This window comes from Ensifer sesbaniae (genome assembly GCF_013283665.1).
GTDB lineage: Bacteria > Pseudomonadota > Alphaproteobacteria > Rhizobiales > Rhizobiaceae > Ensifer > Ensifer sesbaniae.
In genome coordinates, this window is record NZ_JABEKU010000001.1 from 599,363 (window position 1) to 613,639 (window position 14,277).

The following is a 14,277-nucleotide window of genomic DNA, read 5'->3' on the forward strand; positions in this document are numbered from 1 at the left end:
CGACATCGGCTGTCTGGATTGCGCAAGCGGTAATTTCGAGGGGCGAAAACAACGTAATGTGAGAGCGCGGTAAAGAAAAAGCGCGGGCAGATTTCCGCCCGCGCCAAGCGCGATTTTGCGAAGCGTTGGTTTGTGTGTCCGGCCGATCCGGCTCAAACCCATCGCGAACTAGAGGCGCGCCGCGACTTCCGAAGCAAGCGGGATCGAGGGCTGTGCGCCGCGCTTCAGGCAGGCGAGCGAACCGGCAACGGCCGCACGGCGCAGCGCATCGGGGAAGGCGATGCCGGCATCGAGGCTGGCGGCGAGGTAGCCACAAAAGGTATCGCCGGCGCCGACGGTGTCGACCGGCTCGATCTTCAGGCCCTTGGCTCGCTGGATCTCGCCCTCATGCACGGCGACGACGCCTTCGGCGCCGAGCGTGACGATGACCGTCTGCCCCGTTTCGGCATGGAGCGCCTTCATCGCCTCCTCGCGTTCGGCGCTGTTGATGCCGCTCCTGCCGGCGAGCAGTTCGAACTCGGTCTCGTTGGCAATGACGATATCGGCCATGCGGCCGAGGCGGGCTGCGTCCGGCGTCAGCGGGGCGATGTTGATGACCGAGCGCACGCCCTTCTGTTTGGCTGCGGTGAGCGCCTTCTCGACAGATGCCGCCGGAATTTCGAGCTGCAGCATCAGCGTGTCGCCGGGCTTCATGCCGTCGACGGCCTTCACCGCATCGGCCTCGTCGACCGTCGCATTGGCGCTGGCGACGACGACGATGACGTTTTCACCGTCGCCACCGACGAGGATGTGCGCGGTGCCGGTCGGCCCGTTTACCGTCTTGGTCAGCGACAGGTCGGTGCCGGCGCCCTTCAGCAGCTCCAGCGCGCCGTCGGCGAAACTGTCGGCGCCAACTGCGCCCGCCATCTGCACCGTCGCGCCGGCCCGTCGTGCGGCAAGCGCCTGATTGGCGCCCTTGCCGCCGGCGGCGGTCGAGAAGCCCGTTCCGGCGACGGTCTCGCCGGGCTTTGGAAGGCGTGCGGTGGTGGCGATCAGGTCCATGTTGATGGACCCAAAAACAGTGATCATGTGAACATCCTGTTGGCTGGCAAAGTGGGCGGAGAGTGCCCGACTGCGTCAGTCCTCGTCAACCACCCGCAGGCGCAATTGCCCGACGCGGTTGTCGACAGCGGCACGCTCACCGCTTGCTTCCCGCGTGCCACCCTCGGCCTCGAGCTCGAGTGCCTCGATCTTGGCGCCGCGGCGCGTCAGCTTGCTGGAGGAAACCAGAATGTCCTCGACATCCTTCTGGCTCATGGCGAAGTGGCCCTGAAGCTTGCGCACGCGCTCGTCAAGACGGCCCAGATCCTCCATCAACCTGGCGACTTCGCCCTGGATCAGATGCGCTTGCTCACGCATGCGCGCATCCTTGAGGATCGCCTGGATCACCTGGATCGAGAGCAGCAGCAGCGATGGCGAAACGATGACGACCCGCTGGCGATGCGCCTTCTGCACGATCGCTTCGAAGTGCTCGTGGATGTCGGCGAAGATCGATTCCGACGGCACGAAGAGAAAGGCGGTGTCCTGCGTTTCTCCTGATATCAGATATTTGCTGGCGATATCGCGTATGTGCGTTTCCATGTCGCGGCGGAAGAGCAGGGCGATCTGCTGGCGACGCTCCGAGGTTTCTGCATCGCGCATCGCATTCCAGGCCTCCAGCGGAAACTTGGCGTCGATGACGAGCGGCGGCTGGCCGTTCGGCATGCGGATGGTGCAGTCGGGTCGTGCGCCGTTCGACAACGTCGTCTGGAATTCAAAGGCGCCCATCGGCAGCCCGTCGGCGATGATCGCCTCCATGCGGGACTGGCCAAAGGCGCCACGCGTCTGCTTGTTCGACAGGATCGCCTGCAAACCGGCCATGTCCTTGGCCAGCGACTGGATGTTGTTCTGGGCGGTGTCGATGACCGCCAGCCGCTCCTGAAGGCGCCTGAGGTTCTCGTGCGTCGCCTTCGTCTGCTCGGTGATCGATGCGCCGATGCGGTGCGTCATGCCGTCGATGCGCTGGCTGAGCGTCTGGTTGAGCTCCGCCTGGCGCGCGCCGAAAACCTCGGCCATGGCGGCGACCCGTCCCTGCATCTCCGTTTGCGCCGCAAGCAGCATCGCCATCTGTTCCTGACGCTCCTCGTCGCGGGTATCCCGCCGCCGCGCAAGCGCCATCAGCGCAGCGACGATCATCACAAGCCCGGCGGCAATCGCGAGATGGCCCAGGGCGATCGGCAAAGTGCCGACGAAAAACAGCGGTTGGGCAAGAGGGAGGGGCGCAGGTTCCATGCGCCAAACCTAACAGATTCTCTCGTGAAGTGTAGATCAAAACGAGAACATTTGCGTGTAGCGGTTAACGCCACGCGAAGCGCGAGCGGGTGGCGCAGGCAGCAAGGCAATTTCCTTGCGCGCCGATGGAAAGATCGGCTATGGGAGCAGCATGACGATCAAGCCGCTTATCATCCTTCCCGATCCTGTGCTTCGGCAGGTTTCCACGCCGATCGAAACCATCGACGCGGACATCCGCCGTCTGGCCGATGACATGCTCGAGACCATGTACGACGCCCCCGGCATCGGTCTTGCCGCGATCCAGATCGGTGTCGCCAAGCGCATGCTGGTGCTCGACGTATCGAAGGAGGGCGAGGAGAAGACGCCGTTGGTCTTCATCAACCCCGAGATCGTGGCTTCGTCCGATGCGCGTTCGGTTTACGAGGAAGGCTGCCTGTCGATCCCGGATTATTACGCCGAGGTCGAGCGCCCGGCCTCGATCACCGTCAAGCATCTCGATCGTGACGGCAAGGAGCAGACGATCGAGGCCGATGGCCTGCTCGCCACCTGCCTGCAGCACGAGATCGATCACCTGAACGGCGTGCTGTTCATCGATCACATCTCCAAGCTCAAGCGCGACATGGTGATCCGCAAGTTTACCAAGGCTGCCAAGACCCGCGGCGCGAAAGCGATCTGAGCCGCCGAACGGGCAGCGGCCGAAACATATCGCGCCGAGGGCTTGATTTGCAGGCGGGAAACCCGTTTGAAGGGGCCTGAATCTCTGGAGCAATTCCGGGAAAAGTGTGAAACGGTTTTCCGTCCGGAATTGCGCAATTTGAACTGAGAGGACGGAGTTCAACGCCTTGTCGCTTCGCATCATCTTCATGGGCACGCCGGAGTTTTCGGTGCCGACGCTGGCAGCACTCGCCGAAGCCGGCCATGAGATCGTCGCCGTCTACACGCAGCCGCCGCGACCGGGCGGTCGCCGCGGGCTCGATTTGCAGAAATCGCCGGTACACCAGGCGGCGGAGCTGCTGGGCGTTCCCGTGCTGACGCCGGTCAACTTCAAGGACGAAGCGGATCGTCAGACCTTCCGCGACTTCGACGCCGATGTCGCCGTGGTCGTCGCCTATGGTCTGCTTTTGCCAGAGGCGATTCTCACCGGCACCAAATACGGCTGCTACAACGGCCACGCCTCGCTTCTGCCGCGCTGGCGCGGGGCGGCTCCCATCCAGCGCGCGATCATGGCCGGCGATCATGAGACCGGCATGATGGTGATGAAGATGGACAAGGGGCTCGACACCGGCCCGGTCGCGCTGACCAAGGCGGTCCAGATCGGCGAGACGATGACGGCGGGCGAGTTGCACGACCGGCTGATGCAGGTCGGCGCTACCCTGATGCGGGAGGCGATGGCGAAGCTCGCGGCCGGCGATCTGCCGCTGACGGAGCAAGCCGAAAAAGGCGTCGTCTACGCCCAGAAGATCAGCAAGGCGGAAACCCACATCGACTTCGCCCGTCCTGCCCGCGAGGTGCACGACCATATCCGCGGCCTGTCGCCCTTCCCGGGCGCCTGGTTCGAGCTCGGGATCGCCGGCAAGCCGGAACGCATAAAGGTGCTGAACACCGAGCCGGCTCCAGGCTCCGGCGAGCCCGGCACGGTGCTCGACGACAACCTCACGATTGCGTGCTCCGAAGGTGCGGTGCGGCTTACACGACTGCAGCGCGCCGGCGGCAAGGCGCTCAGTGCCGCCGACTTCCTGCGTGGAACGCCGGTGGCCGCCGGTACGAGGGTCGGCTGATGCCGCGGTTCAAGCTGACCGTCGAATATGACGGCTCGGACTATGTCGGCTGGCAGCGGCAGGACAACGGTCAATCCGTGCAGGGAGCGATCGAAAAGGCGATCCTGTCCTTGACCGGCGAGACCGTCTCGATCCGCGGCGCGGGCCGTACGGATTCTGGCGTCCACGCCAGCGGCCAGGTCATGCATGCCGATCTCACGCGGCCATGGAAACCCTATACGCTGCGCAACGCGCTGAACGCACATCTGGGGCTTGCCGGCGAGCGGGTGGCGATCCTGGAAGCCGAAGAAGTGTCGCCGGAGTTCGACGCGCGCTTCTCGGCGCTGCGCCGACACTATCTCTACCGGATCATTTCACGACCGGCGCCGCTGGCGCTCGAAGCCAGGCGGGCCTGGTGGGTGCCGAAGCCGCTCGACCACGAGGCGATGCACGAGGGTGCGCAGCGCCTCGTCGGTCATCACGATTTCACCACCTTCCGCTCCGCCCATTGCCAGGCGACGAGCCCGGTGCGCACGCTCGACCGGCTCGACGTTGCGCTTGTCGGCGGCGTCATCGAGATCCGCGCGACGGCGCAGAGCTTCCTGCACAACCAGATCCGTTCCTTCGCAGGATCTCTGAAGCTGGTCGGTGAGGGAAAGTGGACGCCGGACGACTTGCAGGCGGCGCTGGAAGCGCGCGACCGCAAGGCCTGCGGCCCCGTGGCACCGCCCGAGGGGCTTTATTTCCTTCAGGTGGATTATTGACTGACGGCCGAGGTCCCTGAGGGCATCTCCCAGACCGCGATCAGCCCGGAATGAGGCCGAAGACGCCCAGCAATAGTCGGCCGATCATCAGCGAAGGCAATAGGAAGAGCGCCGTCAGCGCCGAGGCCAGCAAGGTCTGATTGCCCGTCACCATGCGCAGTAGCCGGAAGAGGACACCGACGTTGACGACGAGCAACATGAGTTCGATCAGGCCCGTCAGCCCCTCGCTTCCCGGAATGACCAGGCGCAGTGCCGCCGGAACCGCCATCGCATAGGATAAGGGCACATACAGCCAGTTTGTTGTGACGATGACCGGCACCACTGCTGGGGCAAAGCCCAGCGGGCGGGAGAGCACGGCGATCAGCACCAGCGGCAGAAGCCAACCGGTGAGATCGACCAGCACCAGCTTGAAGATAGCGTCTATGCCGACGGTCGTGCCGGTCGGCATGGCGGAGAGATAATAGAGCCGCCAGGACGCCCAGGTGACGGCGATCGCCGGCAGGCACCAGAGCATCGTCGTGAACGATCGCCACAGGCCGCTCTCGCTGAAGTCGAACCAGCGGAATCCCTCCTCGTTGCCCTGCGCCAAGAGCCAGATGCCCTTGATATAGGCAAGCACCTCGTCAAGCAGCGGCATGATCGAACCAGCTGGAGATGAAGGTCTCGTAGATATTGGTCAGGGTTTCAAGGTCGGCGACGGCGACGCGCTCGTCGACCATGTGCATGGTCTGGCCGACCAGGCCGAATTCGACCACCGGGCAATAGTCCTTGATGAAGCGCGCATCCGAGGTGCCGCCTGTCGTCGACAGCTTCGGCTGCCGGCCGGTGACCGCCTCGACCGCACCGGAAAGCGAATCGATCAATGCGTTGTTGCGCGTCAGGAACACGTGGCTCGGCCGCTCGGCCCAGGTGATCTCGTAGCGGACGGGCGCACGATCCGGCCGCAGGCTGCCGGCAGCGGCAGCGCGATCGAGCCGCGCAATGATCTCCGCCATCAGGCTTTCCGCGGTCCAGGTGTCGTTGAAACGGATGTTGAAGGCGGCAGTGGCCTTGGCCGGAATGACGTTGACCGCGCCGTTGCCGACGTCGATCGTCGTCACTTCCAGGTTCGATGCCTGAAAACTCTCGGTGCCGTTGTCGAAAGGCGGATCCATCAGCGCCTGCGTCAATTGCAGGATGCCGCGCACCGGATTGTCGGCGAGATGCGGATAGGCGGCATGTCCTTGCACGCCGTTGACGGTGATGCGGCCGGAGAGCGAGCCGCGCCGGCCGATCTTGATCATGTCGCCGAGGCTCTCCGGGTTGGTCGGTTCGCCGACGAGGCAGGCGTCCCAGCGCTCGCCCTTGTCAGCCGCCCATTGCAACAGTTTGGTGGTGCCGTTGATCGCCGGGCCTTCTTCGTCGCCGGTGATCAGGAAAGATACCGAGCCCTTCGGCGCGCCATGTTTCTCAATGTGGCGGGCGATCGCCGCGACGAAGCAGGCGATGCCGCCCTTCATGTCGACGGCGCCGCGGCCGTACATTTCGCCGCCGGCGATCTCGGCCGCGAATGGTCCGTGGCTCCAGGCGGCTTCGTCGCCGACGGGAACCACATCCGTATGACCGGCGAACATCAGATGCGGGCCTTCGGTGCCGAGCCGCGCATAGAGGTTCTCGATGTCGGGCGTGCCGACGTCCTTGGCCACCACGCGGTCGACCGAAAAGCCGAGCGGCTTCAGCATGGCTTCGAGGGCGGCAAGCGCTCCGCCTTCGGCCGGGGTGACCGAGGGGCAGCGAATGAGGGTGGCGAGATTGGCGATCGGATCGGTGGGGGTCATCTAACGCTATGCCGTCTGCATGGCCGCTGGGCCTATGGAATGGAGGCTGCTGGTTTATCCGATCGCCAAGGAACTGTCACGCGCGATGCGAACTGTCACACGGGCCGCAAAACGGCGCCGCGCCTGGGCGGAGGCGCAGCGCCGCAGCTTCGACGGGCCGGAGTGATCCGGCCCGCCTGAAGATCGCGAAAGGAGGGAGCCCTACTCGCCGGGCGCGAGATGCGGCGCTTCGATATGGGCTCCGGCGTGCTTCAACGGCCGCTCGCCGGTGAGCTTGCGGATCAGCACGTAGAAGACCGGGGTCATGAAGATGCCGAAGGCGGTGACGCCGATCATGCCGGCAAAGACCGCGACACCCATGGCCGAGCGCATTTCCGCACCGGCGCCGGTGGACGTCACCAGCGGCACCACACCCATGATGAAGGCCATCGAGGTCATCAGGATCGGGCGGAGACGCAGCCGGCTTGCCTCGATCGCAGCCTTGACCGGCGTGCTGCCCGACAGTTCCAGTTCGCGGGCGAACTCGACGATCAGGATGGCGTTCTTCGCCGACAGGCCGACCAGCACGATCAGACCGATCTGGGTGAAGACGTTGTTGTCGCCTCCCGTCAGCCAGACGCCTATGAGAGCCGCCATGATGCCCATCGGCACGATCAGGATGATCGAGATCGGCAGCGTCAGGCTTTCATACTGGGCAGCGAGCACGAGATAGACGAGCAGCAGCGCCAGCGGGAAGACCAGGATGCCGGAGTTGCCCGCGAGAATCTGCTGGTAGGTGAGATCCGTCCACTCGTAGCCGATGCCCGGCGGCAGCGTTTCGGCGGCGATCTTTTCGATGGCGGCCTGGGCCTGGCCGGAGGAGAAGCCCGGTGCCGGGCCGCCGTTGATGTCGGCGGAGAGGAAGCCGTTGTAGCGGATCGCCCGCTCGGCGCCGACCGTCTGCTCGACCTTCAAGAGCGCCGACAGCGGGATCATCTCGCCGGACTGCGAGCGGACCTTCAGCTTGCCGATGTCGTCGGCATGGCTGCGGTAGTTGGCGTCCGCCTGGATGCGCACGCTGTAGGTACGGCCGAAGGCGTTGAAGTCGTTGACGTAGAGCGAGCCCAGGTAGATCTGCAGCGTCTCGAAGACGTCGGTGACGGCCACGCCGAGTTGGCGCGCCTTGACGCGGTCGAGGTCGGCATAGAGCTGCGGCACGTTGATCTGGTAGCTCGAATAGAGCCCGGCCAGTTCCGGCGTCTGGTAGGCCTTGGCGAGGAAAGCCTTGGCTGCCTCGTCGAGTGCCTGATAGCCGAGGCCATTCTTGTCCTCGATCTGCAGCTTGAAGCCGCCGGTCGTGCCAAGACCCTGGACGGGCGGCGGCGGGAACATGGCGATGAAGGCATCCTGGATCGCGCCGAATTCCTGGTTGAGCTGCATGGCGATCGCGCCACCTGACAGTTCGGGCGTCTTGCGTTCCTCGAAGGGTTTGAGGGCGACGAAGACGATGCCGGAGTTCGACGAGTTGGTGAAGCCGTTGATCGACAGGCCCGGGAAGGCGATGGCGTTTTCGACGCCCGGGTGCTTCAGCGCGATTTCGCTCATGCGCTTGATCACGTCTTCCGAGCGGTCGAGTGTGGCTGCATCCGGAAGCTGGGCGAAGCCGATCAGGTACTGCTTGTCCTGAGCCGGCACGAAGCCGCCGGGGATGGCGCGGAACAGCGTGAAGGTGACGCCGAGGAGCACGACATAGACGACCATGATCAGCGACTTGCGCGTTAGGATCCGGCCGACGCCGCGGCCATAGGCTTCCGAGCTTGCTCCGAAGAAGCGGTTGAACCCGCGGAAGAACCAGCCGAAGAGCTTGTCCATCGCCCGGGTCAGCCAATCCTTCGGCGCATGATGGTCCTTGAGCAGAAGGGCGGCCAGCGCCGGAGAGAGCGTCAGCGAGTTAAGCGCCGAGATGACGGTCGAGATCGCGATCGTCAGCGCGAACTGGCGGTAGAACTGGCCGGTGAGGCCGGTGATGAAGGCAAGCGGCACGAAGACGGCGACGAGCACCAGCGCGATGGCGATGATCGGACCGGAGACTTCCTGCATGGCGCGATAGGTCGCCTGGACCGGCGACAGCCCCTGTTCGATATTGCGTTCGACGTTTTCCACCACCACGATCGCGTCATCGACGACGATGCCGATCGCCAGCACCAGACCGAAGAGGCTGAGCGCGTTGATCGAGAAGCCGAAGACATACATCACCGCGAAGGTGCCGACGATCGAGACCGGCACGGCGACGAGCGGAATGATCGAGGCGCGCCAGGTCTGCAGGAAGACGATGACGACGATGACGACGAGGGCGATCGCCTCGAGCAGGGTATGGATGACCGACTCGATCGAGGCGCGCACGAACTGGGTGGTGTCGTAGACGATCTCGTAGTCGACGCCCTCGGGCATGGTGAGCTTCAGCTCGGCCATGGCCTTGTGCACGTTTTCCGAGATCTGGATCGCGTTCGAGCCCGGCGCCTGGAAAATGCCCATGCCGACGGCCGGCTTGTTGTCGAGCAGCGAGCGCAGCGAATAATCGGCCGCACCCATCTCGACACGCGCGACGTCGCCGAGGCGGGTGACTTCGCCATTGGCGCCGGACTTGACGACGATGTTGGCGAAATCCTCAGGCGTCTGCAGGCGGCCTTGCGCGTTGACGGAAAGCTGCAGGTCGAGGCCGGGGACGGACGGCGAGGCACCGATGACGCCAGCGGCCGCCTGGACGTTCTGGCCGCGGACGGCAAGGGCGATGTCGCTTGCCGCCAGGCCGCGTTCGGCGGCCTTCTGCGGGTCGATCCAGACGCGCATCGAATAGTCGCCGCCGCCGAAGATCTGGACCTGGCCGACGCCTTCGATGCGGGCCAGCCGATCCTTGACGTTCAACACACCGTAGTTGCGCAGATAGTTGATGTCATATTGTCCGTTCGGCGAGATCAGGTGCACCACCAGCGTCAGGTCGGGCGAGCTCTTGACGGTGGTGACGCCGAGGCGGCGCACCTCCTCGGGCAGTCGCGGTTCGGCCTGCGAGACGCGGTTCTGCACGAGCTGCTGGGCCTGGTCCGGATCGGTGCCGAGCTCGAAGGTGACGGTCAGCGTCATCAGGCCGTCGGCGGTCGCCTGGCTCTGCATGTAGAGCATGCCTTCGACGCCGTTGATCTGTTCTTCGAGCGGTGTCGCCACCGTTTCGGCGATGACCGCCGGGTTGGCGCCCGGATATTGTGCACGCACGACGATCTGCGGCGGCACGACTTCGGGATATTCCGAGATCGGCAGACCGGTCATGCCGATCAGGCCGGCCACGAAGATCAGGACCGAAAGAACGCCCGCGAAGACCGGGCGGTCGACGAAGAAGCGTGAGAAATTCATGGTATCCCCCTTGGGACGAGTTCAAGCAGACCTCAGGCGTGCGCGGCGAGAGGCGTCGCCACGCGGCCATGTCTGCTGAGTGATGCCTTGGTTGGCGAACCCTTCGCACCAGGCGAAGGGTCGACTAAATCATTTGGCGATCGAGGCGGTCGTTTCCTCGACCTGCTGTGGCGCAACGACGACGCCGGGGCGGACCCGCTGCAGGCCGTTGACGACGATGTTCTCGCCGGACTTCAGACCGCTTTCGACGATGCGCAGACCGTCGGAATTCGGCCCGAGCTTCACCTGGCGATACTCGACCTTGTTGTCGGTGCCGACGACGAAGACGAACTTCTTGTCCTGGTCGGAGCCGATGGCGCGGTCGCTGATCACGAGCTTTTCCTCGGGGTCCGGTTCGCCGATGCGGATGCGGACGAACTGTCCGGGGATCAGCTTGCCGTCGGCGTTTTCGAGCGCCGCGCGTACGCGGATCGTACCGGTTGCCGCATCCACCTCGTTGTTGATGAGCTGGATATGGCCCGTGATCGGCGTGCCCTCGTCGGCGGCGGTGCCGACCTGGACCGGAAGACGTTCGATCGCGTTGCCGCCGGCCGAGGCCGCGAGCTTGGCGAGCGCCGTCGTGACGACCTCTTCGCTGGCGTTGAAGCTCGCATAGATCGGGTCGACCGAGACGAGCGTCGTCAGCACGGGCGAGGCGGAACCGGCGGCGACCAGGTTGCCGGCGGTCACGTCGAGCCGGCCGACGCGGCCGGAGATCGGCGCCCGCACCTCGGTATATTGCAGGTCGAGTTCGGCCGTGCGCAGCGCCGCCTTGGCCGAGCGTACCTCTGCCTGGGCTTCGTCATAGGCGCTGGCGCGCTGGTCGACGCCGCTCTGCGGAATGGCGCTGGTGGTCACCAGCTTGCGGCCGCGCTCGAGTTCGATCTTGGCAAGCGCGACGCGCGCTTCGGCCGCTTCGACCTGGGCCTTCGCCCGTTCGACGGCGGCGGCATAGGGCTCCGGATCGATCGTCACCAGGAGATCGCCCCGTTTGACGAGCGCGCCTTCGCGGAAGTACGCCTTGAGGATGGCGCCGCCGACGCGCGGGCGAACCTCGACACGCTCGATCGCTTCGAGCCTGCCGGAGAATTCTTCCCAGGTGGTGATGCGCTTGGACTGCGCCCGCGCCACCGAAACCGGCACGGCCGGAGGTGGCGCCGCGGCGGTCTCGGTGGCGGCGTCGGCCTCGAAATGCTGCGGCAGGCCGAGCATGACGGCACCACCGCCGGCGACAGACAAAAGGATACTCAGGCCGGCGCCCCAGAGGGCCCGACGGGTCACTGTCGATGTCATCTTTTCTCTCCTTGCCGGTTGGGAGCCGGCGCTTTGCTTTCGATGTCAGATCGAGGGAATGGGCTAGGTGACCGCCCTCGTCTAACGCACCGTCATTTCCGCCGGCTTTGCCCCTGCCTTCTGGAAGAAGCGGGAGAAGATGCCGGTAATTTCCTTCTGCTGCGCCGACCAGCCTTCGCCGGAAGCCGCATTCTGCGGCAGCCATCCGGCTCGTCCGGGCAGGACATGGGACTCAACCATCACGCCGGCCTTGCGCAGACGCTCGGCATAGGCTTCAGCCTCGTCGCGCATCGGACACTCTTCGCTGGTCACGATCAGCGAAGGCACGAGGCCGGCAAGCCGCGTGCAGTGGGCCGGCGCGGCGTAGGGATGGGTGAAGCCACCGCTTTGCCCGAGGTAACGCTGCCAGCCATCGGCGATCGATTGCGCCGAGGACTGCGGACAGTATTGCCGGAACGATTCCGTCGCCAGGCAAGGGTCGAGCATCGGCGACAGCAGGATCTGGCCCTTGAGATCGGTCAGATACTGGTCACGCGCCATCAAAGCGGCGCCGGCGGCAACATTGCCGCCTGCCTCTTCGCCGGCCACGAACAGCGACGACTTCTTGTGCGCGAACTGCGGGCAGCGCGAGCGCATCGACGACAGCATGGCGTAGGCGACATCGAGCGCCGCGGGAAATGGATTGAGGCAGGCCGCGGAATATTCCGGAGAGATCACCACCGCTCCAGCCGCCGCAAGCGCCTCGGCGACGCGCTCGCCGGCGGCGATCGTTCCGCCGACGAAGGAGCCGCCGTGCAGGTGCAACACGACCGGCGGCGGATTGAGCAAAGCTTCGCCGCGGTAGACGCGTGCCGTGCAGCAGCCTTGGCCGGTCTGCATCGTCTCCACTTTGAACAGTTCGCCCATCTCTCTTGCCTTCGGCCAGAGGTCAACCCACATGTGGCGGCGACACGCCACGGTAGGAGAATAGCATTGTCTTCTGTCTGGAATAGTATTTTCAAACTGACTACACTATTCGTATTCTCGAACAATCACGGCTCTTGAAAATGGACCAGCTCACGGCCATGCGCGCGTTCCTCCGGGTCGTCGAAACCGGAAATTTCACCCGCGCCTCCGCTTCGCTGAATATGCCCAAGGCGACGCTGACCAATCTCATTCAGGGATTGGAGGCGCATTTGCGCACAAAACTTTTGAACCGCACCACCCGCCGCGTGCTGGTGACGCCCGATGGTGCGCTCTATTACGAACGCGCCGCACGCCTTTTGACCGATCTCGACGAACTCGACGGCAGCCTTTCCAGCGCCCAGACCTTGCCGAAGGGGCGTTTGCGGGTGGAAATGGCCAGTGCGATTGCCAATCTGATCGTCATTCCGGCCTTGCCCGAGTTCCATAAGCGCTATCCGGATATCCAGATCGATCTCGGTGTTTCCGACAGAACCGTCGACTATGTCGCGGAGAACGTCGATTGCGCCATCCGTGTCGGCACGCTCACCGACCAGTCGCTGATCGCCCGCCGCATTACCGAGATGAGCTTCGTTGCCTGCGCCGCACCGGACTATCTCCAGCGTCACGCAATGCCGCAGCACCCGTCCGATCTGTCGAAGAACTGCTACGTCGTCGGTTACTTCCGGCCGCAGACCGGACAGCAGATGCCGTTCTATTTCAAGCGCGGCAATGAGGAGATCGAGGTGAACGGCCGCTACGCTGTGGCGGCCAATGAAGTGACGACCTATCTCGCCGCTGCTCGCGCCGGCCTGGGCGTCATCCAGGCGCCTCGTTTCATGGTGCGCGACGATCTGGTGTCCGGCGCCATGCGGCCGGTCCTCGAGGACTGGGAGGTCGAACCCATGCCGATCTATCTGGTCTATCCGCCGAACCGGCACCTCAGCAGCCGCCTGCGCGTCTTTGCCGATTGGGTGGTCAAGGTCGTTGCCCAGTCGCAGCTCGATGCCGCCTGATCCTCACCGGTTCCGATCGGCGTCGTAGCGCTCGCGTGCCGCATCCAGTGCGCCGAAATGAGTCTCCGCCCAGCGGTCGAGTACCAGCAGCGTTTCGCTGAGCGAACGGCCGAGCGGGCTCAGGCTGTATTCCACATGCGGCGGCACCGTCTTCTTGTCTTCGCGGATGACCAGGCCGTTGCGCTCCAGCTCCTTCAGCGTCTGCGTCAGCATCTTCTGCGAAATGTCGCCGAGCCTGCGCATCAGCGCGGCATTGCGCATCGGCCCGCCTTCGAGGGCCGAGAGGATCAGCATCGGCCACTTGCCGGCGATCAGTTCCAGCGCATGGCGTGACGAACAGGTCGGATCGAAGACGTCGGGGACGGACGTGGCGGATGTCCGCGTGTCGGGATTATTCATGGTTACCAAAAGGTGCGTAATTGTCATTTGGTACCTATGCTACCAGCTTGTTTGTCATGTGAGAATTCCCAACGGAGACGAACATGGCATGGATCCTTCTGATAGCGGCGAGCCTCATCGAGATCGTCATGGGGCTGGCGCTGAAATATGCTGACGGCTGGACGAAGCTGGTGCCGAGCGCAGTCGGCATCGCCGCTGCTCTCGGCAGCGTCTATCTTCTGACGATTGCGATGCGTGACCTGCCGGCGGGCACGGCCTATGCCGCCTGGACCGGCATCGGCTCGGTCGGCATCACGGTGCTCGGCATCGTGCTCTTCGGGGATCCGGTCTCCTGGCTGCGCGTCACCTGTATCGCGATGATCATCGTCGCCGTCGCCGGCCTGCGCTTTCTGGAGGCCTGAGCCGACAGCGCCCCGAACCCTGTTCACGAAAAAAGCGCCGCGATCGGCTCGCGGCGCTTTGACTGGCTGTGAACTCGCCGTGTCGGCTCAGATCACGATGATATTGGGTCAGGTTGACCCAAATCCTAAACGTGATCGATTCTAATAAGTTG

The 14,277-nt window shown here is 64.4% G+C and carries 13 protein-coding genes; 5 read left to right on the plus strand and 8 right to left on the minus strand.

What is annotated here, in order from left to right; translation table 11 throughout:
- Positions 1-168: 168 nt before the first annotated feature.
- A complete protein-coding gene (locus BHMPCIPO_RS02870) occupies positions 169-1,068 on the minus strand; it encodes a ribokinase (protein ID WP_173515370.1) in 900 nt (299 codons plus the stop codon).
- A gap of 48 nt (positions 1,069-1,116) precedes the next feature.
- On the minus strand, positions 1,117-2,310 hold the full coding sequence (locus BHMPCIPO_RS02875) for a DNA recombination protein RmuC (protein ID WP_173515371.1): 1,194 nt from the start codon (positions 2,308-2,310) through the stop codon (positions 1,117-1,119).
- Positions 2,311-2,461: 151 nt separating this feature from the next.
- Here BHMPCIPO_RS02875 and def point away from each other — a divergent pair, with 151 nt between their 5' ends.
- The 3 genes from def (at position 2,462) to truA (ending at position 4,831) form a co-directional block, all read left to right on the plus strand.
- Positions 2,462-2,986 (plus strand): peptide deformylase, encoded by a 525-nt coding sequence (def, locus tag BHMPCIPO_RS02880; RefSeq protein ID WP_173515372.1) that lies wholly within the window; start codon positions 2,462-2,464, stop codon positions 2,984-2,986.
- Positions 2,987-3,152: 166 nt separating this feature from the next.
- Positions 3,153-4,088: a methionyl-tRNA formyltransferase gene (fmt, locus tag BHMPCIPO_RS02885; protein ID WP_173515373.1), complete on the plus strand. Its 936-nt coding sequence runs from the start codon at positions 3,153-3,155 to the stop codon at positions 4,086-4,088.
- Positions 4,088-4,831 (plus strand): tRNA pseudouridine(38-40) synthase TruA, encoded by a 744-nt coding sequence (truA, locus tag BHMPCIPO_RS02890; RefSeq protein WP_173515374.1) that lies wholly within the window; start codon positions 4,088-4,090, stop codon positions 4,829-4,831. Before fmt ends, truA begins: the two co-directional genes overlap by 1 nt.
- A gap of 40 nt (positions 4,832-4,871) precedes the next feature.
- Here truA and BHMPCIPO_RS02895 read toward each other — a convergent pair whose 3' ends face one another.
- The 5 genes from BHMPCIPO_RS02895 to BHMPCIPO_RS02915 all read right to left on the minus strand — a co-directional run bounded on the left by BHMPCIPO_RS02895 (position 4,872) and on the right by BHMPCIPO_RS02915 (position 12,273).
- Complete coding sequence (locus BHMPCIPO_RS02895) at positions 4,872-5,468, minus strand: hypothetical protein (protein WP_173515375.1); 597 nt, start codon at positions 5,466-5,468, stop codon at positions 4,872-4,874.
- The gene (gene dapE / locus BHMPCIPO_RS02900) at positions 5,455-6,648 is read right to left on the minus strand and encodes a succinyl-diaminopimelate desuccinylase (protein ID WP_173515376.1); all 1,194 of its coding nucleotides are present in this window, start codon (positions 6,646-6,648) and stop codon (positions 5,455-5,457) included. The genes BHMPCIPO_RS02895 and dapE overlap by 14 nt, the downstream gene beginning before the upstream one ends.
- 201 nt (positions 6,649-6,849) lie before the next feature.
- Positions 6,850-10,035: an efflux RND transporter permease subunit gene (locus BHMPCIPO_RS02905; protein WP_173515377.1), complete on the minus strand. Its 3,186-nt coding sequence runs from the start codon at positions 10,033-10,035 to the stop codon at positions 6,850-6,852.
- Between the two features lie 129 nt (positions 10,036-10,164).
- Positions 10,165-11,367, minus strand: coding sequence for an efflux RND transporter periplasmic adaptor subunit (locus BHMPCIPO_RS02910; protein ID WP_173515378.1), 1,203 nt, complete (start codon positions 11,365-11,367; stop codon positions 10,165-10,167).
- An 81-nt stretch (positions 11,368-11,448) separates the two neighbouring features.
- Entirely contained in the window at positions 11,449-12,273 is an 825-nt protein-coding gene (locus BHMPCIPO_RS02915; protein ID WP_173515379.1) for an alpha/beta hydrolase fold domain-containing protein, read from the minus strand.
- A 140-nt stretch (positions 12,274-12,413) separates the two neighbouring features.
- On the opposite strand from BHMPCIPO_RS02915, the gene BHMPCIPO_RS02920 reads away from it, so the two are divergent.
- Positions 12,414-13,325 carry a LysR family transcriptional regulator gene (locus BHMPCIPO_RS02920; RefSeq protein ID WP_173515380.1) on the plus strand — a complete coding sequence of 304 codons (912 nt, stop codon included), beginning with the start codon at positions 12,414-12,416 and terminating at the stop codon, positions 13,323-13,325.
- A gap of 3 nt (positions 13,326-13,328) precedes the next feature.
- Here BHMPCIPO_RS02920 and BHMPCIPO_RS02925 read toward each other — a convergent pair whose 3' ends face one another.
- Entirely contained in the window at positions 13,329-13,751 is a 423-nt protein-coding gene (locus BHMPCIPO_RS02925; protein WP_246304252.1) for a winged helix-turn-helix transcriptional regulator, read from the minus strand.
- A gap of 56 nt (positions 13,752-13,807) precedes the next feature.
- On the opposite strand from BHMPCIPO_RS02925, the gene BHMPCIPO_RS02930 reads away from it, so the two are divergent.
- On the plus strand, positions 13,808-14,125 hold the full coding sequence (locus tag BHMPCIPO_RS02930; RefSeq protein ID WP_173515381.1) for a DMT family transporter: 318 nt from the start codon (positions 13,808-13,810) through the stop codon (positions 14,123-14,125).
- Positions 14,126-14,277 lie beyond the last annotated feature (152 nt).

Bases quoted from the DNA above. Each gene is read 5' to 3' on its own strand.
- BHMPCIPO_RS02870 (WP_173515370.1), bottom strand. From the start codon at position 1,068: ATGATCACTGTTTTTGGGTCCATCAACATGGACCTGATCGCCACCACC.
- truA (WP_173515374.1), top strand. From the start codon at position 4,088: ATGCCGCGGTTCAAGCTGACCGTCGAATATGACGGCTCGGACTATGTC.
- BHMPCIPO_RS02915 (WP_173515379.1), bottom strand. From the start codon at position 12,273: ATGGGCGAACTGTTCAAAGTGGAGACGATGCAGACCGGCCAAGGCTGC.
- BHMPCIPO_RS02875 (WP_173515371.1), bottom strand. From the start codon at position 2,310: ATGGAACCTGCGCCCCTCCCTCTTGCCCAACCGCTGTTTTTCGTCGGC.
- def (WP_173515372.1), top strand. From the start codon at position 2,462: ATGACGATCAAGCCGCTTATCATCCTTCCCGATCCTGTGCTTCGGCAG.
- BHMPCIPO_RS02925 (WP_246304252.1), bottom strand. From the start codon at position 13,751: ATGACAATTACGCACCTTTTGGTAACCATGAATAATCCCGACACGCGG.
- BHMPCIPO_RS02920 (WP_173515380.1), top strand. From the start codon at position 12,414: ATGGACCAGCTCACGGCCATGCGCGCGTTCCTCCGGGTCGTCGAAACC.
- BHMPCIPO_RS02895 (WP_173515375.1), bottom strand. From the start codon at position 5,468: ATGCCGCTGCTTGACGAGGTGCTTGCCTATATCAAGGGCATCTGGCTC.
- BHMPCIPO_RS02930 (WP_173515381.1), top strand. From the start codon at position 13,808: ATGGCATGGATCCTTCTGATAGCGGCGAGCCTCATCGAGATCGTCATG.
- dapE (WP_173515376.1), bottom strand. From the start codon at position 6,648: ATGACCCCCACCGATCCGATCGCCAATCTCGCCACCCTCATTCGCTGC.
- BHMPCIPO_RS02905 (WP_173515377.1), bottom strand. From the start codon at position 10,035: ATGAATTTCTCACGCTTCTTCGTCGACCGCCCGGTCTTCGCGGGCGTT.
- BHMPCIPO_RS02910 (WP_173515378.1), bottom strand. From the start codon at position 11,367: ATGACATCGACAGTGACCCGTCGGGCCCTCTGGGGCGCCGGCCTGAGT.